The sequence below is a fragment of the Streptomyces sp. SDT5-1 genome (assembly GCF_052245995.1).
Classification (GTDB): Bacteria; Actinomycetota; Actinomycetes; order Streptomycetales; family Streptomycetaceae; genus Streptomyces.
In genome coordinates, this window is the sequence record NZ_CM125963.1 from 5,177,596 (window position 1) to 5,195,636 (window position 18,041).

19 protein-coding genes are annotated in these 18,041 nt (G+C 71.9%); 7 read left to right on the top strand and 12 right to left on the bottom strand.

What is annotated here, in order from left to right:
• Window positions 1-14 precede the first annotated feature (14 nt).
• Window positions 15-599 (top strand): Uma2 family endonuclease, encoded by a 585-nt coding sequence (locus ACTWJ8_RS24020; protein WP_443260245.1) that lies wholly within the window; start codon window positions 15-17, stop codon window positions 597-599.
• Between the two features lies 1 nt (window position 600).
• On the opposite strand, the gene ACTWJ8_RS24025 is transcribed toward ACTWJ8_RS24020, so the two are convergent.
• A complete protein-coding gene (locus ACTWJ8_RS24025; protein WP_443260246.1) occupies window positions 601-1,536 on the bottom strand; it encodes an AEC family transporter in 936 nt (311 codons plus the stop codon).
• Between the two features lie 130 nt (window positions 1,537-1,666).
• Here ACTWJ8_RS24025 and ACTWJ8_RS24030 point away from each other — a divergent pair, with 130 nt between their 5' ends.
• The gene (locus tag ACTWJ8_RS24030) at window positions 1,667-2,071 is read left to right on the top strand and encodes an STAS domain-containing protein (protein ID WP_356374522.1); all 405 of its coding nucleotides are present in this window, start codon (window positions 1,667-1,669) and stop codon (window positions 2,069-2,071) included.
• Here ACTWJ8_RS24030 and ACTWJ8_RS24035 read toward each other — a convergent pair.
• Window positions 1,982-2,959, bottom strand: coding sequence for a sigma-70 family RNA polymerase sigma factor (locus ACTWJ8_RS24035; RefSeq protein ID WP_356374520.1), 978 nt, complete (start codon window positions 2,957-2,959; stop codon window positions 1,982-1,984). The genes ACTWJ8_RS24030 and ACTWJ8_RS24035 overlap by 90 nt on opposite strands.
• A gap of 127 nt (window positions 2,960-3,086) precedes the next feature.
• Window positions 3,087-4,373 carry an MFS transporter gene (locus tag ACTWJ8_RS24040; RefSeq protein WP_356374518.1) on the bottom strand — a complete coding sequence of 429 codons (1,287 nt, stop codon included), beginning with the start codon at window positions 4,371-4,373 and terminating at the stop codon, window positions 3,087-3,089.
• 63 nt (window positions 4,374-4,436) lie between these two features.
• Here ACTWJ8_RS24040 and ACTWJ8_RS24045 point away from each other — a divergent pair, with 63 nt between their 5' ends.
• Entirely contained in the window at window positions 4,437-5,411 is a 975-nt protein-coding gene (locus tag ACTWJ8_RS24045; RefSeq protein ID WP_356374517.1) for a LysR family transcriptional regulator, read from the top strand.
• A gap of 27 nt (window positions 5,412-5,438) precedes the next feature.
• On the opposite strand, the gene ACTWJ8_RS24050 is transcribed toward ACTWJ8_RS24045, so the two are convergent.
• A complete protein-coding gene (locus ACTWJ8_RS24050; RefSeq protein WP_443260247.1) occupies window positions 5,439-6,191 on the bottom strand; it encodes an alpha/beta hydrolase in 753 nt (250 codons plus the stop codon).
• Between the two features lie 183 nt (window positions 6,192-6,374).
• Here ACTWJ8_RS24050 and ACTWJ8_RS24055 point away from each other — a divergent pair, with 183 nt between their 5' ends.
• Both ACTWJ8_RS24055 and ACTWJ8_RS24060 read left to right on the top strand, forming a co-directional pair.
• Window positions 6,375-7,541: an adenosine deaminase gene (locus ACTWJ8_RS24055; RefSeq protein WP_356374513.1), complete on the top strand. Its 1,167-nt coding sequence runs from the start codon at window positions 6,375-6,377 to the stop codon at window positions 7,539-7,541.
• Between the two features lie 137 nt (window positions 7,542-7,678).
• Complete coding sequence (locus ACTWJ8_RS24060) at window positions 7,679-8,008, top strand: ATP-binding protein (RefSeq protein ID WP_443260248.1); 330 nt, start codon at window positions 7,679-7,681, stop codon at window positions 8,006-8,008.
• Window positions 8,009-8,076: 68 nt separating this feature from the next.
• Here the strand turns inward: ACTWJ8_RS24060 and ACTWJ8_RS24065 are convergent, their stop codons facing one another.
• The 5 genes from ACTWJ8_RS24065 to afsQ1 all read right to left on the bottom strand — a co-directional run bounded on the left by ACTWJ8_RS24065 (window position 8,077) and on the right by afsQ1 (window position 13,304).
• Complete coding sequence (locus ACTWJ8_RS24065; RefSeq protein WP_326016382.1) at window positions 8,077-8,277, bottom strand: PspC domain-containing protein; 201 nt, start codon at window positions 8,275-8,277, stop codon at window positions 8,077-8,079.
• Window positions 8,278-8,364: 87 nt separating this feature from the next.
• Entirely contained in the window at window positions 8,365-8,907 is a 543-nt protein-coding gene (locus ACTWJ8_RS24070) for a VanZ family protein (RefSeq protein ID WP_443260249.1), read from the bottom strand.
• A 1,534-nt stretch (window positions 8,908-10,441) separates the two neighbouring features.
• Window positions 10,442-11,050 carry a hypothetical protein gene (locus ACTWJ8_RS24075; RefSeq protein ID WP_443260250.1) on the bottom strand — a complete coding sequence of 203 codons (609 nt, stop codon included), beginning with the start codon at window positions 11,048-11,050 and terminating at the stop codon, window positions 10,442-10,444.
• Window positions 11,047-12,630, bottom strand: a complete 1,584-nt coding sequence (locus ACTWJ8_RS24080; protein WP_356374505.1) for a HAMP domain-containing sensor histidine kinase — start codon at window positions 12,628-12,630, stop codon at window positions 11,047-11,049. The genes ACTWJ8_RS24075 and ACTWJ8_RS24080 overlap by 4 nt, the downstream gene beginning before the upstream one ends.
• Window positions 12,627-13,304, bottom strand: a complete 678-nt coding sequence (gene afsQ1 / locus ACTWJ8_RS24085) for a two-component system response regulator AfsQ1 (RefSeq protein WP_013001223.1) — start codon at window positions 13,302-13,304, stop codon at window positions 12,627-12,629. The genes ACTWJ8_RS24080 and afsQ1 overlap by 4 nt, the downstream gene beginning before the upstream one ends.
• A gap of 242 nt (window positions 13,305-13,546) precedes the next feature.
• On the opposite strand from afsQ1, the gene ACTWJ8_RS24090 reads away from it, so the two are divergent.
• Window positions 13,547-14,311, top strand: a complete 765-nt coding sequence (locus ACTWJ8_RS24090; RefSeq protein WP_356374503.1) for a SigE family RNA polymerase sigma factor — start codon at window positions 13,547-13,549, stop codon at window positions 14,309-14,311.
• A gap of 147 nt (window positions 14,312-14,458) precedes the next feature.
• Here ACTWJ8_RS24090 and ACTWJ8_RS24095 read toward each other — a convergent pair whose 3' ends face one another.
• On the bottom strand, window positions 14,459-15,088 hold the full coding sequence (locus tag ACTWJ8_RS24095; RefSeq protein WP_356374501.1) for a uridine kinase family protein: 630 nt from the start codon (window positions 15,086-15,088) through the stop codon (window positions 14,459-14,461).
• Between the two features lie 125 nt (window positions 15,089-15,213).
• Here ACTWJ8_RS24095 and ACTWJ8_RS24100 point away from each other — a divergent pair, with 125 nt between their 5' ends.
• Window positions 15,214-15,624, top strand: a complete 411-nt coding sequence (locus ACTWJ8_RS24100) for a hypothetical protein (RefSeq protein WP_356374500.1) — start codon at window positions 15,214-15,216, stop codon at window positions 15,622-15,624.
• 84 nt (window positions 15,625-15,708) lie between these two features.
• Here the strand turns inward: ACTWJ8_RS24100 and ACTWJ8_RS24105 are convergent, their stop codons facing one another.
• Together ACTWJ8_RS24105 and ACTWJ8_RS24110 are read right to left on the bottom strand one after the other, a co-directional pair.
• Window positions 15,709-16,608: an aldehyde dehydrogenase family protein gene (locus ACTWJ8_RS24105; protein ID WP_443260251.1), complete on the bottom strand. Its 900-nt coding sequence runs from the start codon at window positions 16,606-16,608 to the stop codon at window positions 15,709-15,711.
• A complete protein-coding gene (locus ACTWJ8_RS24110) occupies window positions 16,601-18,037 on the bottom strand; it encodes an aldehyde dehydrogenase family protein (RefSeq protein ID WP_356374496.1) in 1,437 nt (478 codons plus the stop codon). Before ACTWJ8_RS24110 ends, ACTWJ8_RS24105 begins: the two co-directional genes overlap by 8 nt.
• Window positions 18,038-18,041: the final 4 nt, after the last annotated feature.

Below are 18,041 nucleotides of genomic sequence, written 5' to 3' on the forward strand. Positions count from 1 at the left end.
GATAGGAGACCGCCATGAGCGCACTCACCGTCCGCCATGACCCCGAGCAGAGCTGGGACCGACTGGTCCGGTTCTGGGAGGAGATGGATAGGCCTGAGGGCAGCAAGGTGGAGATCATCGACGGGACCATCACCGTGTCACCTTCACCTGCCTACCAGCACAACGTGATCGCCGCGCGTATTCAGCGACGCCTGAACTCCGTGATCCCCCAGGAGTGGGAGGTTTTCCAAACACTGGCCATCGCCGTGCCGTCCCGCATGGGGATGCTCATCCCGGACATCCTCGTCGCGCCGGGCGATGCGGATGTGGAATCGGATTCGCACATCCCCGCCGCCCTCGCCGAGCTCGTCGTCGAGATCACCTCGAAGTCCAACGCGTCGAACGACCGCATCAGCAAATGCGCCGCATACGCCGCCGCGGACATCCCGTTCTACCTGCTCGTCGATCGCTGGGCCCCCGAAGGTCCCACGTCGACGCTCTTCGGCGAGCCCAAGGGGGACGTGTACCGGGCGCTGAGCGTCGTCAAGTTCGGAGACCCGCTCACCCTCCCGGCGCCCTTCGATCTGACCATCGACACCGGCGAGTTCCCCACCCCCTAGATCACCCCAGCAGCGCCGCCACGACCACAAGGGCCGGGACCGAGGCCATGGTTGACAGGAGGATGGACTCGCGGGCCAGGCGTTCGCCGACGCGGTAGTGGCTCGCGTAGGTGAAGATGTTCTGGGCCGCGGGGAGGGCCGAGGTCACCACCACATCCAGCAGGCGGGCGCCGTGCAGGCCGAAGGCGAAGGAGGCCAGGGCCCAGGCCGCCAGCGGCTGGCCGGCCGCCTTCAGGACCGTCGAGAGCAGCACCGGCGCCCGGTCCGCGCCCCGGCCGCCCGGCCACGAACTCCCGCACAGCGAGATGCCGAAGGCGAGAAGGATCGCCGGCACCGACATGTTGCCGATCAGCTCCAGCGGGTCGAAGACCGGCGACGGCACCCGCCACCCCGTCGCCGACACCAGGACCCCGCACAGCGAGCCGATCGCGATCGGGTTCCGGAACGGCGTGAGCAGCCGCTGCCCCCACGAGGACCGCTCCGCGCCGGACGCCGCCGCCCCCGACAGATCGAGCACCGTCAGCGCGATCGGCGTCACCACGAGCTGCTGGAACAGCAGCACCGGCGCGACCAGCGAGGCGTCCCCGAGCACATACACCGCGATCGGAATGCCCAGATTCCCCGAGTTCACGTACGAGGAGCAGAGCGCGCCGATCGTGGTCCGCCCCGCACCCCAGCCCCTGACGATCCCCGCCGCGATGAACAGACCGGCCATCGCCGCCGTGGACAGCGCCGTGACCAGCAGGCTCGGCGACAGGATCACCGCGAGGTCCGCCTTGGCCAGCATGGTGAACAGCAGCGCGGGCGTCGCGACGTGGAAGGTGAGCTTGGTGAGCACCTCGCGGCCCTCGGCCCCCAGATGACCGCGCCGCCCGATGACGTAGCCGACCGCGATGACGATCGCGATGACCGCGAAACCGTTGAGTACCCCCTGCACCCGTCAAGACTCCGTCGTGGACGGATCGCCGGTCAACGTTGATCCACTATCCGAATCAACGTGACCCGGGCCACGTCCCCGGGACGCGGCCGTACCGATGAATTCCGCATCGTCGCCCGGTCATTCGTACGTGGCCGCTTCCCCGCACTCTCCCGAGTCCCCGCCCGTCGTGGTGCTCGCCGGGCCGATCCGCCCCGGCGACGCACCCCGTCTGCGCGAGCGCGTCCGCGCCGTCCTGCCCGGCGCGCCGACCGTGGTCTGCGACGTCTCCGCCGTGACCACCGCCGACCTCACGACGCTCGACGCGCTCGCCCGCATCCAGCTCGCCGCCCGCCGCGCCGGATCCCGGATGGTGCTCCGCGACCCGCCACCCGGGCTCGCCGTGCTCCTCGAACTCGCCGGGATGACCGACGTGCTGGGAGCCCGGCCGCCGGACGAAGGGACCTCAGCCGTCGAGGTGGTCGGGGACGCCGAACAGCGGGAACCAGCGCTGCGTGTCGAGGAAGCAGTGGTACCCCGCGATCCGCCCGCCTGAGAACTCGATGACCTGGATCGCCCAGGGCGTGAAGCCTCCCTTGTCCGGGTCCGGCTTGTAGTGGGCGAACGCCGGCGTCCCGTTCGACACCACCGGCAGCAGCCGGGAACCCGCGCAGGACGCGCCGATCGTCGTCATGAATCCCGTGATGTCCTCCGGGCCGCGCAGCCACAGGTCGAACGGCGGCATCGTCATGATGGCGTCCTCGGCCAGCAGCTCGGTGAGGGCCTTCATGTCGTAGCCCTCGAACGCCGCGATGTAGCGCTCCAGGAGCTTCTGCTGCTCCTCGTCCAGCGGGTCGGCCGTCGCCGAGTCCGCGGGCGGCGCCTCCGCCAGCGTGGCGCGGGCCCGCTGGAGCGCGCTGTTCACCGACGCCACCGACGTGTCCAGCAGGTCCGCGACCTCCTGCGCCTTCCACGCCAGGACCTCGCGCAGGATGAGCACCGCCCGCTGCTTCGGCGGCAGCTGCTGGAGCGCCGCCACGAACGCGAGCCGCACCGACTCGCGCGCCACGGCCGCCTCCGCCGGATCGTGCACCGCGGGCAGCACGCGGGCGTCCGGCACGGGCTCCAGCCATACGTTGTCCGGCCGCGGGTTCAGGGCCGCCTGCGCCAGTGGCGCCGCCGCCGTCAGGTCCATCGGGCGGGCCCGCCTGTTCCCCGCGTTCAGCGAGTCCAGGCACACGTTCGTCGCGATGCGGTACAGCCAGGAGCGCAGCGACGAGCGGCCCTCGAACTTGTCGAAGCTGCGCCAGGCCCGGACCATCGTGTCCTGCACGGCGTCCTCGGCCTCGAACGCCGAGCCCAGCATCCGGTAGCAGTACCCCGTCAGCTCGACCCGGTGCTTCTCCAGGTCGTCCAGACCCGCCGTCGTCGCGGTGTCACTCATTTCAACGCCCCCATCGCCGCTGTGAGTTCCAGCACGACGAAAGCTACCGCAGCCCACTGACAACGGCCTCCCGACCGGGGAAATCCGCAGGTCGGAAGGCCGCTGATGGAACGGGTGGGGCGCTCGTTCAGTGCGCCGCGACCGGACCGCCCGTCCGGTGCCGCGCGGTCCGGGCCGCGTACGAGCCCCAGACCGTGATCGCCACGACGCCGAGCACCGCGAGGAAGCCGAGGCCGACCGTCCCCGCCCAGCCCCCGGCGTGGAAGGCGACGGCGCCGACGGCCGAGCCGACGGAGGACCCGACGTAGTACATGCTCTGGTACAGCGCCGACGCCTGCGCGCGGCCGTGCGTGGCGGTGTGGCTGACGGACGACGAGGCCGTCGCGTGGCCCGCGAAGAAGCCCGCCGTGATCAGCACCAGACCGAGCAGGACGAGGACGATGTTCGGGACGAGGGCGAGCAGCAGTCCCGCCATCGTGGTGCCCGCCGCCAGGTAGAGCGTGCCGCGCCGGCCGAGCCGCGTGACGAGGCGGCCGGCGGCGGCCGAGGAGACCGTCCCGACCAGGTAGACGATGAAGATCGAGCCGACGACGCCCTGCGGGAGCGAGAACGGGGCGGCGGACAGCCGGTAGCCGATCACCGTGTAGACCCCGCCGAACACCATCATGAACAGCGCGCCGATCAGGTACAGGCGGCGCAGCAGCGGGTTCGCGAGGTGGCTGCCGACCGTGGCGGCGAGGGCGCGCGGGCGCAGCGACCCCGGCGTGAAGTTGCGCGGCGTCGGCAGCAGCATCCGGAACGCGACGGCGCACGCCACCGCGATCACCCCGATGACGCCGACGGCCACTCGCCAGCCCCACGCCTGCGCGAGCCAGCCGCCGATGATCCGGCCGCTCATGCCGCCGATGGAGTTGCCCGCCACGAACAGGCCGATGGCCGCGACCAGCGCCTTCGGCCGCACCTCCTCCGCGAGGTACGCCATCGCGGAAGCGGGCAGACCGGCCAGCGCCGCGCCCTGGAGGGCGCGCAGCGTGATCAGCACGCCGAGGTTCGGGGCGAAGGGGACCAGCAGCCCGACGAGGACCGCCACCGTCAGCGAGGCCGTCATCACCGTGCGCCGACCGAACCGCTCGGACAGGGCGCTCAGCGGCAGCACGCACACCGCCAGCGCGAACGTCGAGGCGGAGACCGTCCAGGCGGCGGCGCTCGCGCTCGCCGCGTAGTCGTCGGAGATGAGGGGGAGCAGGGCCTGCGTCGAGTAGAGGAGCGCGAAGGTGGCGACTCCTGCGAGGAACAGCGCGAGGCTCATGCGGCGGTAGCCGGGGCCTCCGGGTGTCATCCGGGTGTCGGCGGGGGACTTGGGGTCGGCGACCGCGTCGGTGGAGACGGCCGCCCGGCTACTGGCGGGAGACATGCCACGAAACTAGGCTCACCTGCACTCATGCGTCCAATGCATGAAGACGCCATAATCGTTCCCATGCAGCATGAACAGAGGTCGGAGCCGCGCCTGTCACCGTTCAGTGACACGGAAGACATCGTCGCGCTGCTCGCGCCGCGCCTCGCGCACTTCGCGGGGGTCGCCCGCACCGAGCACGTCACGCGCGCCGCGCAGGAGATGAACGTGCCGCAGTCCACGCTCTCCCGCGCCCTGGTCCGCCTCGAACGCGACCTCGGTGTCGAGCTCTTCGCCCGGCACGGCCGCACGGTGTCGCTGACCCCCGCGGGCCGTACGTTCCTCGGCTCGGTCGAGCGGGCGCTCGGCGAGATCGAGCGGGCCGCCGAGTCGGTGCGCGCCGACGCCGACCCCGAGTCCGGCAAGGTCGCCTTCGGCTTCCTGCACACCATGGGTACGGAGACCGTGCCCGGCCTGATCCGCGCCTTCCGCGCCGACCACCCCCGCATCCGCTTCAGCCTCGTGCAGAACTACGGGGAGGCGATGCTGGAGCGGCTGCGCGCCGGCGAGCTCGACCTCTGCCTCACCTCGCCCGTCCCCGACGCGCCGGGACTGGTCGCGCGCCGCCTCGACGAGCAGCGCCTGCGCCTCGTCGTCCCCGAGGGCCACCGGCTCGCGGGCCGCAAGCGCATCCGCCTCGCGGAGGCCGCCGACGAAACCTTCGTGACGCTCGAACCCGGCTACGGGCTGCGCCGCATCTGCGACGACCTGTGCGCGGAGGCCGGGTTCAAGCCCCGGATCGCGTTCGAGGGCGAGGAGGCGGAGACGCTGCGCGGCTTCGTCGCGGCGGGCCTCGGCGTCGCCCTGCTGCCACCGCCGACCGTGCCGCGGCCGGGAGTCGTGGAGCTGACGGTGACGGGGCAGCGGGCGGTCCGCGAGATCGGCGTCGCCTGGCTCGACGGCCACCCGGACACACCGCCCGTAGCGGCGTTCAAGAAGTTCCTGCTGTCGCGCAGGGGGAAGCTGCTGCCCGAGCACAGTGGCGGCCCCGCCGCCTGAGACGCGCGGGCCGGTGCGGCACGACGCTCAGAGCGTGCGCCCGAACCCCGCGGCCAGCGGCATCCGCAACCCCAGCGGTGGCGGCGCCGCGAGCGCGTCCTGAAGAGGGCGCGAGAACGGCCGGCCGAACAGCGCGCCCAACGTGAAATCCACGGCAAGAGAAGCGACTTCGAAGCGGTGCTGGGCCAGCCCGTGCCCGTCCGAGTGCACCTCGAAGCGGCACACGTCCCGGTTGGCCTTCTTGGCGCGGCCCGCGAACCGGAACGACAACTCCGGGTCGGTGCGCCGGTCGTCGGTGCCGTGCACGATGAGGACGCGGCGGCCCGCGAGCTGCCTCACCGGTTCGAGCGGCGCCGCCACGTCGTCCTCCGGCAGCCAAGGGGCCAGTGCGAGCACGGAGTTGACCGCCTCGTGGTCGGCCGCCCGGAGCGCGGCGCGGGCGCCCATGTCGACGCCGGCGAGGCAGATCGGTACGTCGCCGTAGCGGCGCACGACCTCGTCGGCCGCCCACCGGGCGTCCCGCACCAGCTCGGCCTGCGCCCCGTTCCAGCCCCGGCCGCGATACCGCACGACGTGGGCGACCAGGCCCGCTTCGCCGCCCGCGCGCGTGAGGCGGCGGGCGAGCGGACGCAGGGCGTACCCGTCGAACGGCTTCGGTCTGCGGGTCGACGTCTCCTCGCCCGCGGGGAGCAGCAGCACCACGCCGCCCACCGCCCCCGGCACCGGCCCGGCCGCCCTGGCAAGCCGCGCCTCGCGGCCCTGCGTCGCTCGCTGCTGCATGACAGCACAGTGTCAGAAGCCCGGTGGGCGCCGCCGGTGGTCGGGTCACTGTTGGGTATCGACGGATCATGACCGGAACACCCGTACGTCACCTCCACGTCCGCTCCTCCCCCCTCCTCACTCCTCGCAACGAACAGGCAACGAACCGCAGCGATCTACGCGCGTAGGCGTTAGAGTGCGGAAATGACGAGCCAGATCACCGTGAACCCCGACAGCCCCCGGGTGCCGACCGCCGAACAGATCCGCCGCGCACCCAAGGTGCTCCTGCACGACCACCTCGACGGCGGCCTCAGGCCCGGCACGATCGTCGACCTGGCGCGCGAGCAGGGATACGAGAACCTGCCGGAGACCGACCCCGACAAGCTCGGCGTCTGGTTCCGCGAGGCCGCCGACTCCGGCTCCCTCGAGCGGTACTTGGAGACGTTCAGCCACACCTGCGCCGTCATGCAGACCCGCGAGGCGCTCTTCCGCGTCGCCGCCGAGTGCGCCGAGGACCTCGCGGAGGACGGCGTCGTCTACGCCGAGATCCGCTACGCGCCCGAGCAGCACCTGGAGGGCGGCCTCACCCTCGAAGAGGTCGTCGAAGCGGTCAACGACGGCTTCAGGGAGGGCGAGCGGCGCGCCAAGGAGAACGGGCACCGCATCCGCGTCGGCGCCCTGCTCACCGCGATGCGGCACGCGGCCCGCGCCCTGGAGATCGCCGAACTCGCCAACTCCTACCGGGACCTGGGCGTCGTCGGCTTCGACATCGCGGGCGCCGAGGCCGGCTTCCCGCCCACCCGGCACCTCGACGCGTTCGAGTACCTCAAGCGGGAGAACAACCACTTCACGATCCACGCGGGCGAGGCCTTCGGCCTGCCGTCGATCTGGCAGGCGCTCCAGTGGTGCGGCGCGGACCGTCTCGGGCACGGCGTGCGGATCATCGACGACATCAAGGTGTCCGAGGACGGCACGGTCCAACTGGGCCGCCTCGCCTCGTACGTGCGCGACAAGCGGATCCCGCTGGAGATGTGCCCCTCGTCGAACCTGCAGACCGGCGCCGCGAGTTCCTACGGCGAGCACCCCATCGGGCTGCTGCGGAAGCTGCACTTCAGGGCCACGGTCAACACCGACAACCGCCTCATGTCCGGTACGTCGATGAGCCGCGAGTTCGAGCACCTGGTCGACGCGTTCGGTTACACGCTCGACGACATGCAGTGGTTTTCTGTCAATGCGATGAAGTCAGCATTCATTCCTTTCGATGAACGACTGGCGATGATCAATGACGTCATCAAGCCCGGATATGCCGAGTTGAAATCCGAATGGCTGTTCCGGCAGACCGCTTCCACCAGCGGTTCTGTCGCCGAGTAGGGGATTTTCTCGGCGTGTTGACGCGGTCTGGAACGATTGTTCCAGACCGCGTTTCGCTGTTTGCGGGTGCAGCGAAGGAATGTTTACGGTCGTGGACCGCTCATTCCCCCGTCATCGTCAAGAGGACGCATTTCACAATGAAGCAGTCTGCCAAGACCCTCGGTGTCGCCGCCCTCGGAGTCGCCTTCGCCGCCGCCGGTGCCGGCGCCGCGAACGCCGCCCCGGCCGCCCCCGCCGCGACCGACGCCCTCGGCACCGTGACCTCCGCCGTGCCGCTGGAGAACGTGACCTCGTCGCTGCCCGCAGGCACCGAGTCCCTGGCCGGTGCCCAGACCGCCGTCAGCAACGGCCTGAACACCGCGACCCCGGTCGTCGACCAGGCCGCCAAGGGCGCCCTGTCGGGCGACGGCGGCGACGCCGTCTCCGGGCTGCTCGGCGGCCTGCCGGTCGGCGGCCTCGGCGGCTGACCCACCGCACACGCCGAAGGGGCGCCCCGCGATCACGCGGCGGCGCCCCTTCGGCGTACGGCCCGATGTCACCAGGCCTGGCGGACCTTGTTCTCACTCGGGAACAGGATCCACAGCGCGATGTAGAGCAGGAACTGCGGTCCCGGCAGCAGGCACGAGACCAGGAAGATCACGCGCATCGTGGTCGCGGAGGTGCCGAAGCGCCGTGCCAGCGCTGCGCACACTCCGCCGATCATCCGTCCGTTGGTGGGGCGGGCAAGGGCGGTCATGGTGGGCTCCTTCGCGAACCGTGGGTCTTCGGTGTTGTCGTGCTTACGTCTTCGAATGTACGGCGACGGGCCCGGCAAAACGTCAGCTCACGGGGCGATGCCGACCCTGGTAATCGTCGGGGTCGGACCCTGAGCCGGCTCCTGCGCCGGGAGGGGCGCGCGGTCGGCCCTGCGGCGGATCCTGGCGCGCAGGGCGGGCACCACGAGGACGTGGGCGAGGGCGACGCCGGTCGTGGCGAGGAGCGGTGAGTCGATGTCCACGACCTGGCCCGGGACGCCCGTCTGCAACAGCTCGATGCCGAGCGAGATCATCGCGGCGGCGGACACCGTGCGCAGTAGCGAACCCCACGGCGATACGTCGATGCGGCCGCCGGCGACGGGCAGCAGCACGCCGAGCGGGGCGAGCAGCGCGAGACCCTCGCCGATCCGCAGGGCCGCCTCGCGCCAGCCGAGGGCGAGGTCGGAGCGGATGCCGGCGAGCGGATGCAGGTTCGCGGCGCTGACCCAGGGAACGTCAAGGGGGCGCAGCGTGAACCACGCGACGAAGAGGAGATGCGCGGCGAGAAGAACGATCCCCGCCGCACGGAAACGGACGGCGGCCCTGTGGCCGCCCGAGCGATGGCGCTGCACGCCCCCCAAGACGCCCCCCACCCGCGAAACGGTTCCGGCGGGGGTACGGGGGGCGTGTGGGGTGGGTCGCATCGGGGGCGGGGCGTACGTGTGGGGTGGGTCCGTTCCGGGGTGGGGGTACGTGGGGCCCCGTCGGGGGGGGCTGGGTGTCACCGGTGGCGGGGGGGGCAGGGCAGCGGTGGGCGAAACCCCGCCGGGGGCGAGGTCGGTAGGGGGCGGGGAGCGGTGGGCACAACCCCGCCGGGGGTGCGGGGACGCCGGGGGCGAGGCCTCACGTGTGTCCCACCACGACGAACCCGCGGCCGCCCGCGCCTCACCCATCTCCCACCTCCTGCCCCCTCCGGGGGGGGGCGGGGCAACCGGGGAGCAGGCTCCACGCGGACCCCACCCGCGACGAACTCGCACCCGCCCGTGCCTGGCCTAGCTCCCACCCGCCCGCCCCCTCCGGGGGCTTCGCCCCGTGGTGGTTGCGGAGATCGACCGCGCCGTGTCGGCCGTCCGCGTTCGGCCAGGCATGGCACCGGCCCTCCGGTCCGCGCAGCCCCTGTGCGTCGGCCCGCGTCACCGACCACCCGATCCTGGCCTGTCACGCGCCCGCCCCCTCCAGGGGCTTCGCCCCGAGGTGGTTGCGGTGGTCGGCCGCACGGTGCCGGCCGCCCGCGCTTGGCCACGCATGGCCTCGCCCCTCCGCCCCTCGGCAGCCCCCCCATGCGCCCGCGTTACCGGCGAACGCGCCCCGCTCACCTCCCACCACCCGCCCCCTCCGGGGGCCCGCCCGGGGCAGGGGTGGCCCGGCGGCCCGAAGCGGGCGTCTGCTGGGCCTCACTCGGTGCGCCGGATGGCTCGGCCCCGGAACCAGGCAAGGGCCCGCAGTCGCCGCACGCGGCAGCGGAAGCGTCTGGTCTGCGTTGCCGCGAGGCGTGAACGTTGAGGAACGGCGCGGCACGGCTCTGGCGCGGCAAGGCGTGTTCCACTTCGGGCCGACGCCCCCGGAGGGGGCGGGTGGGTGGGAGATAGGCGGAGCAAGTCGGTTGATGGCCGGGCGCCTTGGGGCGGTCAACGCGACGGCTCCGCCCTCGGACGGTGCTGGCCTCCCGCCTGCCCCCGGCTGGTCAGGCCGTCGCCCCCCGGCGGGGGGGCGGGAGATGGGCGGAGCACGTCGGGTGATGGCCCGGGCGCCTTGGGGCGGTCAGGACGTCGTCCCCGCCCCCTGGACGGCGCAGGCCCCCCGCCGCGGACCGGTCAGGCCGACGCCCCCGGAGGGGGCGGGTGGTGGGAGGTGGGCGGAGCACGTCATGTGGTGACCTGTCTGCACCTGGGGCTGTGGGGTCGACGACCCCGCTCACCCGGGTCGGTCAGGCCAGCCCGCGACCCCGCCCGCCCGGGACGGTCAGGCCCACGATCCCGCCCACCCGGGTCGGCCAGGCCAGCCCACGACCCCGCCCACCCGGGACGGCCAGGCCCACGACCCCGCTCACCCGGGTCGGTCAGGCCCACGACCCCGCCCACCCGGAGGGAACGCCCCGCCGTGCGGTCAGTTCACCGTCTTCGTCGGTGCCGGGATCAGGCCCGGGCGGGCCTTGAGGGATTCCGTGCAGGTGTAGTCGCGGGGCGGGGACGTGTCGGGGCCGCCGAGGATGACGTGGTCGTCGTCCTCGGCCGTGACCTCGCTGTTGGCGAAGGTGCAGATGATCTGCGCCAGGGCGTAGGGCGACAGGTCGTCCGGCGGCGCGCTCAGGCGGAGCGCGTCGGCCGGGTCGCTATCGCGCGGGCCCGAGACCTTGAGGCCGGAGCGGACGTCCGTCGTGTACCCCGCCGTCTTCTCCGCGGCCGAGGGCGTCGACCCGAGCTGGGCCAGGAGCTCGCGCGCCACGACGACCCGGTCCGACGACTGGCCGCGCTCCAGCGTGATCGTCCGGTCGACCGTCACCAGCTGCGACGTACAGACGAGATAGACCTGCACCGGGAACTCGCCGCCGGCCTGCGCCTCCACCTTGTCCGTACCGGACAGCGAACAGCCGACGCGCGTGGGCGCGGCGCCGAAGTCGGTCGGCACCTCCGTGGACCGGATGCCGCACCCGGCGAGCAGGGTGGAGGCGAGGACGACGAGGGCGGATGCCAGGTGTACGCGCCGCTTCCTCACTTCTTCGTACCGCCTTCCCGTGTGTCCTTGCCGCCGTCCTCCGCACCGTCCTCCGGCTCCGCCGCCGCCAGCGGCCCCGCGTCGCGCGGCAGCCGCAGCGTGAACACGGCGCCGCCCTCGGGGGAGTTCGCCGCGCCGATCCGGCCGCCGTGGATCCGCGCGTTCTCCATGGCGATGGAGAGGCCGAGGCCGCTGCCCTCGGACCGCGGCCGGGACGCGCTCGCCTTGTAGAACCGGTCGAAGACGTGCGGCAGGACGTCCTCGGGGATGCCGGGCCCGTGGTCGCGCACGGAGATGACGACCTCGGAGCCCTCCACCCGTACGGACACCCGCACCGGAGAGCCGCCGTGCTTCAGCGCGTTGCCGATCAGGTTCGCGAGGATGACGTCGAGGCGGCGCGGGTCGAGGCGGGCCGTGATGCCGCGCTCGGCGTCGAGTTCGACGGCGTCGAGCCAGGCGCGCGCGTCGATGCAGGCGGTGATCTGGTCGGCGAGGTCGACGTCGTCGAGGACGAGTTTCGCGCTGCCCGCGTCGAAGCGGGTGACCTCCATGAGGTTCTCGACGAGGTCGTTGAGGCGCCGGGTCTCGCTGACCACGAGTCGTACGGCCGGCTCGATCATGGGGTCGACCGAACCCGTCTCGGCGTCCAGCTCCTCCTCGAGGACCTCCGTCACGGCGGTGATCGCGGTGAGCGGCGTGCGCAGCTCGTGCGACATGTCGGCGACGAAGCGGCGCGAGGACTCGTCGCGGGCGCGCATGTCAGCGACCTGCTTCTCCAGGTTCTCCGCGGTCTTGTTGAACGTACGGGACAGCTCGGCGAGTTCGTCCGTGCCCGACACCCGCAGCCGGGTGTTCAGCTTGCCCTCGCCGAGCCTGCGCGCCGCGACGCCGAGCCGGTGCACCGGCTTGAGCACCGTCGTGGCCGCCGCCTGCGCGAGCAGCGCCGAACCGACGAGCGCGAGCGCGGTCGCGATGCCGAGCGACCAGGCGAGCGAGCTGAGATCCTTGGCCTCGGGTTCAAGCGACTTGAGCATGTACCCGGTGGGGCCGCCCGCGACCGTGGCGCCGCCGATCAGGTACGGGGTGTCGTCCTGCGTGATCCGCTGCCAGTACAGGTGGTACGCGTGCTTGTTGCCGCCGTCGACCGGCTGCTTCTTGGTGACCGCGTCGCGCAGCGACTGCGGCACGTCGCCGATGGTGAACGCGTCCAGGTCCGAATTGCCCACGACCCGGCGGCCGTTCTCGTCCTTCGCCATGAGCAGCACGCTGAAGTGCTGTGCGCTGCCCGCCATCAGGTTCGCCGCGTGCTGCAACTCGCCCTGCGTGGGCCGCTCGGGCAGCGCCGCCGCCCGGTTCTGCATCTCCTGCTTGAAGTCGCTGAGCGCCGCGTCCTGCGTGCGCGTGAGCACGGCCTCGCGATTGAGCCAGTACGCGATGCCCGACGCGGAGACCGCCGCCGTCAGGGCGACGAGCGCGAACACGACGACCAGGCGCAGCCGGAGGCTGGTGAAGCGCAGGCCGGCGAGCAGGGTCTTCTTCGCCGCGGCGGCGCCCCGGAGCTTGTCGTGCGGTTTCGTCACTGAGGCGTGTCCAGCCGGTAGCCCACACCACGCACCGTACGGATCAGGGTCGGCGACGACGGTACGTCCTCGACCTTCGCGCGCAGCCGCTGTACACACGCGTCGACGAGCCGCGAGTCACCGAGGTAGTCGTGCTCCCACACCAGGCGCAGCAGCTGCTGGCGGGACAGGGCCTGTCCGGGCCGCCGGCTCAGCTCGAGCAGCAGCCGCAGCTCGGTGGGCGTCAGCTGGAGGTCCTCGCCGTTCTTCGTCACCGTCATCGCGGCCCGGTCGATCACCAACGAGCCGAACGTCGCCGCGTCGTTGGCCTCCCGCTCGCCGCGCCGCAGCACCGCGCGGATCCGCGCGTCCAGTACGCGCCCCTGCACCGGCTTCACGACATAGTCGTCGGCACCGGACTCCAGGCCCACCACGACGTCGATGTCGTCGCTGCGCGCGGTCAGCAGGATGATCGGCAACTGGTCCGTGCGCCGGATGCGGCGGCAGACCTCGAAACCGTCGATGCCGGGCAGCATGACGTCGAGAACGATCAGATCGGGCCGCTGCTCGCGCAGCAGCTTCAGACCGTCCTCTCCGGTGGCAGCGGTGGCGACCCGGTGGCCCTGGCGCGTAAGAGACAGCTCCAGGGCCGTACGGATGGCGTCGTCGTCCTCGATCAGCAACAGGGAAGGCACAAGCGCCATTCTGGCCCATCAGAGGCCTTCAGTTCGACCGAGTGTGCGCGTCAGGTGCGGGGAGACGGCCCGGTGTGGCCGCTTCCTCCACGCCTGCTCCCCATTGCACCCGCCGCTGTGACAGGCCTGTGACAGTCGACGGACACCGCCATGAACTCGGCCCGGCAAGCTTTTGGTCATCGCGAAGAAGGACCGCGACGACGACGCAGAAGAATTCGGTACTCCACGACGGGGGGCGCGAGATGAACACGCTGCACAGCACCACCTCAAGCGCGGTTGTCACGCGTCTGCACGACATGGGCCGAGTGGTTGCCGAGCGTCACGAGAAGTCCGGTGCCGTGAGCGGGCGGGGGTGCGCTCGCGGCACCGGGCGTCAGCACACCGGTTTCATGACGGTGGTTGACGCACGGGGGACGGTCACCGAGGGGGGACACGGGGGAGCCGCGTACAGGGAGGACTCGGGGGAGCAGCGCCGGACGTCCTTGTCGGAGGCCGAGTTCACGGCTTACGTCCAGGAGCGCCGCGCCTCCCTGTACGCCACCGCCTACCACCTCACCGGGGACCGGTTCGAGGCCGAGGACCTGCTGCAGAGCGCGCTGTTCTCGACGTACCGGGCCTGGGACCGGATCAGCGACAAGGCGGCCGTGGGCGGCTACCTGCGTCGCACGATGACGAACCTGCACATCAGCGCGTGGCGCCGCCGCAAGCTGAACGAGTACCCGACCGAGGAGCTGCCGGAGACGGCCGGCGACACGGACGCGATGCGCGGCACCGAGCTGCGCGCGGTCCTGTGGCAGGCGCTGGCCCGGCTGCCCGAACTCCAGCGCACCATGCTGGTCCTTCGTTACTACGAGGGCCGCACGGACCCGGAGATCGCGGAGATCCTCGACATCAGTGTCGGCACGGTGAAGTCCAGCATCTGGCGATCGTTGCGGCGACTGCGCGAGGACGAGGTGCTCAGCTTCGGCCGTGACCAGGAGGAGTCCTTCGGCGAGCTCGTCGCCTGAAGGCAGGGGGAACGGGGGCCCTGTTCGGGGGAGCGGGGTTCTGTACGGGGGGCGTACGGGGGAACGCACGGGGGAGCAAGAGGGGGGAACGAGCGGGACCGGAGGGCCGGGGGGTCTGTCCGGTCCCGTTCCTTGTGCGTGCGTGACTCAGGCGCGCGCCTTCACACAGCGGCCCGCCGCGGCCGCCGCCACCCGGCCCAGCGCCTCCTCCTTGCCGCACGCGTGGGCGCCGAGCGCCACCTGGCGGTCCACGATGGACCGCTCCGTACGCATCAGACGCCAGCCGCGTCGCAGCAGGAACGGCACCGACTTGCGGCCCTCCTTGAGGTCCCGCAGCAGCCGCCGGCGGAACGTCGTGAACGGCCGCCCGCGCAGGCACAGCGCGTCGGCGAGCACCCCCGACTCCCGGCAGCGCTCCACGATGTCCGCCGCGAAGATGCCCTCCGCGACGAACAGCGGCGTGCGCTCGATGTCCAGCGTCTCCTCGCCCACCCGCGAGCTGGAGGAGATGTCGTAGACGGGAACGCTCGTCCGCCCCTTCGCGCACAGCGCGACGATCGCGTCGACCGCCGCGTCCGCGTCCCAGGACAGCGGCGAGTCCCAGTCGATGTCCGACGTGCCCGCCACCAGCGGCAGCGTGGGGTCGCCGGCCTCCTTGTAGAAGTCGTCGAGGCAGAGCACGGGCAGCCCGGAGCGGGCGGCGAACGACGACTTGCCGGACCCCGAGGGGCCGCAGAGCAGGACGACCCGGGTCGGTATCGGAGGATGCGAACTCACGAGACACCAGTGTGAGGCATGCCGGGCACCCCGCCGCCCCGCGTGGTGCTGGTGTGGCACGCGCCACGCCAACTACCCTGTGTGTCTGCATGATTACACAAGTGAAAGGTTTCGGGCGGAACACCATGGCACGACACGCAGACTCCACCCCCTCGACCTCCGTGCGGCGCGCCCTGATGCGCGCAGGGATCACCGCGACCGTGGCCGGAGCGGCCATCGTCGCGGGCGGTGCGGCGGCGAGCGCGGCGCCCATCCCGCTGGCGCACTCCGCGGGGGACAGCAACCTCGAAGCGGCGGCCGGAGGTGTCTCGACGGCGCTCAACTCGGCGACGTCGAACGGCCTCGGCACCGTCAAGCACCTTCAGCTGGACCCGCTGGCCGGGACGGGCGTCGACCCGCTCGACAACGCGGTCGGCACGCAGGTCGCGGACTTCGTGCCGGTGAGCACGGCCGCGGTGACCGGGCCGCTGGCCTCCGGCGCCTCCCTGGAGGAGCTGCCCGTGGTGGGCCAGGCCGTCGGCGTGCTGCCGGGCTGAGACGGCAAGAGCCCCGGCCTCCTCCTGGACGGCGGAGGAGGCCGGGGCTCCGGTCTGTCTGCCCGGTACGTGGGACGTACCGGCTCAGTAGGCGGACCCCGAGGCGCCCAGCGAACCCGTCGGGTGCCAGACCGTCTTGGTCTCCAGGAAGTACGTCAGACGGTCCGTGCCCGGGGCGGACGCGAAGTCCTCCACAGGCTGTGGACGGCGCACGCGCTTCAGGTTGTCCGCGGCGGCGATCTCCAGCTCCTTGGCCAGATCCGTGTCGGCGCCCGTGAGGTCGATGCCGTTCACGTCCTGGTGCGCGGCGAGCGACGGGGCGATCTCCGACGCCTTGCCGGACAGAATGTTCACGACGCCGCCCGGCACGTCCGACGTCGCGAGGACCTCGCCGAGGGAGAGCGCGGGCAGCGGGGACCTCTCGCTGGCGATCACGACGGCCGTGTTGCCGGACGCGATCACCGGGGCGATCACCGAGACCAGGCCGAGGAACGACGACAGCTGCGGCGCCACGATCGCGACGACGCCGGTCGGTTCGGGCGTCGACAGGTTGAAGAACGGACCCGCGACCGGGTTCGCCCCGCCGACGACCTGGCCGATCTTGTCGGTCCAGCCCGCGTACCAGACCCAGCGGTCGATCGCGGCGTCCACGACGGCCGCCGCCTTCGACTTGCTCAGGCCCTCCGCCTCGGCGACCTCGCGCACGAACTGCTCGCGGCGGCCCTCCAGCATCTCGGCGACGCGGTACAGGACCTGACCGCGGTTGTACGCCGTCGCGCCCTGCCAGCCGCCGAACGCCTTGCGGGCGGCGACCACGGCGTCACGGGCGTCCTTGCGGGACGACAGCGGGGCGTTGGCCAGCCAGTCGCCGGTCTTGCGATCGGTCACTTCGTACACCCGGCCGCTCTCGGAACGCGGGAACTTCCCGCCGACGTACAGCTTGTAGGTCTTGAAGACGGACAGGCGCGTCTGAGCGTCAGACATCGAGGTAGGCCTCCAGACCGTGGCGGCCGCCCTCGCGGCCGAAGCCCGACTCCTTGTAGCCGCCGAACGGCGAGGTCGGGTCGAACTTGTTGAACGTGTTGGCCCAGACGACCCCGGCCCGCAGCTTGTTCGCGACCGCGAGGATGCGCGAGCCCTTCTCCGTCCAGATGCCCGCCGACAGGCCGTACTGCGAGTTGTTGGCCTTGGCGACCGCCTCGTCCGGCGTGCGGAAGGTGAGGACGGACAGGACCGGGCCGAAGATCTCGTCGCGGGCGATGGTGTGCGCCTGCGTGACGTTCGTGAAGAGCGTCGGCGCGAACCAGTAGCCGGAGGACGGCAGTTCGCAGGGCGCGCTCCAGCGCTCGGCGCCCTCGGCCTCACCCTGCTCGGTGAGCGCGGTGATGCGCGCGAGCTGCTCGGCCGAGTTGATGGCGCCGATGTCGGTGTTCTTGTCGAGCGGGTCGCCGAGGCGCAGCGTCGACAGGCGGCGCTTCAGGCTGTCGAGCAGCTCGTCCTGGATCGACTCCTGGACCAGGAGGCGGGAGCCCGCGCAGCAGACCTGGCCCTGGTTGAAGAAGATGCCGGTGACGATGCCCTCGACGGCCTGGTCGATCGGGGCGTCGTCGAAGACGATGTTCGCGCCCTTGCCGCCGAGTTCGAGCGTCAGCTTCTTGTCGGTGCCGGCGACGGTGCGGGCGATCTCCTTGCCGACGGCCGTGGAACCGGTGAAGGCGACCTTGTTCACGTCGGGGTGGGCGACGAGCGCCGCGCCGGCGTCCCCGTAGCCGGGAAGGATGTTGACGACGCCCTTCGGCAGGCCCGCCTGGCGGCAGATGTCCGCGAAGAACAGGGCGGACAGCGGGGTCGTCTCGGCGGGCTTCAGGACCACCGTGTTGCCGGTCGCGAGCGCCGGGGCGATCTTCCACGCCAGCATCAGGAGCGGGAAGTTCCACGGGATGACCTGGCCCGCGACGCCGAGCGGCTTCGGCTCGGGGCCGAATCCGGCGTGGTCGAGCTTGTCGGCCCAGCCCGCGTAGTAGAAGAAGTGCGCGGCGACGAGCGGAAGGTCCGCGTCGCGGGTCTCCTTGATCGGCTTGCCGTTGTCCAGCGTCTCCAGGACGGCGAGCTCGCGGCTGCGCTCCTGGATGATGCGGGCGATGCGGAAGAGGTACTTGCCTCGCTCGGCGCCCGGCAGCGCGGACCACTTCTCGAACGCCTTGCGGGCGGCCTTCACGGCGCGCTCGACATCGGCCTCGCCGGCCTGCGCGACCTCGGAGAGGACCTCCTCGGTTGCGGGGGAGACGGTCTTGAAGACCTTGCCGTCGGCGGCGTCGGTGAACTCGCCGTCGATGAAGAGCCCGTAGGAGGGTGCGATGTCGACGACGGACCGCGACTCGGGCGCGGGCGCGTACTCGAATACAGATGCCATGGTG

Bases quoted from the DNA above. Each gene is read 5' to 3' on its own strand.
- ACTWJ8_RS24100 (WP_356374500.1), top strand. From the start codon at position 15,214: ATGGCACGACACGCAGACTCCACCCCCTCGACCTCCGTGCGGCGCGCC.
- ACTWJ8_RS24065 (WP_326016382.1), bottom strand. From the start codon at position 8,277: ATGACCGCCCTTGCCCGCCCCACCAACGGACGGATGATCGGCGGAGTG.
- ACTWJ8_RS24040 (WP_356374518.1), bottom strand. From the start codon at position 4,373: ATGTCTCCCGCCAGTAGCCGGGCGGCCGTCTCCACCGACGCGGTCGCC.
- ACTWJ8_RS24060 (WP_443260248.1), top strand. From the start codon at position 7,679: ATGAAGCAGTCTGCCAAGACCCTCGGTGTCGCCGCCCTCGGAGTCGCC.
- ACTWJ8_RS24110 (WP_356374496.1), bottom strand. From the start codon at position 18,037: ATGGCATCTGTATTCGAGTACGCGCCCGCGCCCGAGTCGCGGTCCGTC.
- ACTWJ8_RS24090 (WP_356374503.1), top strand. From the start codon at position 13,547: ATGAACACGCTGCACAGCACCACCTCAAGCGCGGTTGTCACGCGTCTG.
- ACTWJ8_RS24055 (WP_356374513.1), top strand. From the start codon at position 6,375: ATGACGAGCCAGATCACCGTGAACCCCGACAGCCCCCGGGTGCCGACC.
- ACTWJ8_RS24105 (WP_443260251.1), bottom strand. From the start codon at position 16,608: ATGTCTGACGCTCAGACGCGCCTGTCCGTCTTCAAGACCTACAAGCTG.
- ACTWJ8_RS24035 (WP_356374520.1), bottom strand. From the start codon at position 2,959: ATGAGTGACACCGCGACGACGGCGGGTCTGGACGACCTGGAGAAGCAC.
- ACTWJ8_RS24050 (WP_443260247.1), bottom strand. From the start codon at position 6,191: ATGCAGCAGCGAGCGACGCAGGGCCGCGAGGCGCGGCTTGCCAGGGCG.
- ACTWJ8_RS24020 (WP_443260245.1), top strand. From the start codon at position 15: ATGAGCGCACTCACCGTCCGCCATGACCCCGAGCAGAGCTGGGACCGA.
- ACTWJ8_RS24045 (WP_356374517.1), top strand. From the start codon at position 4,437: ATGCAGCATGAACAGAGGTCGGAGCCGCGCCTGTCACCGTTCAGTGAC.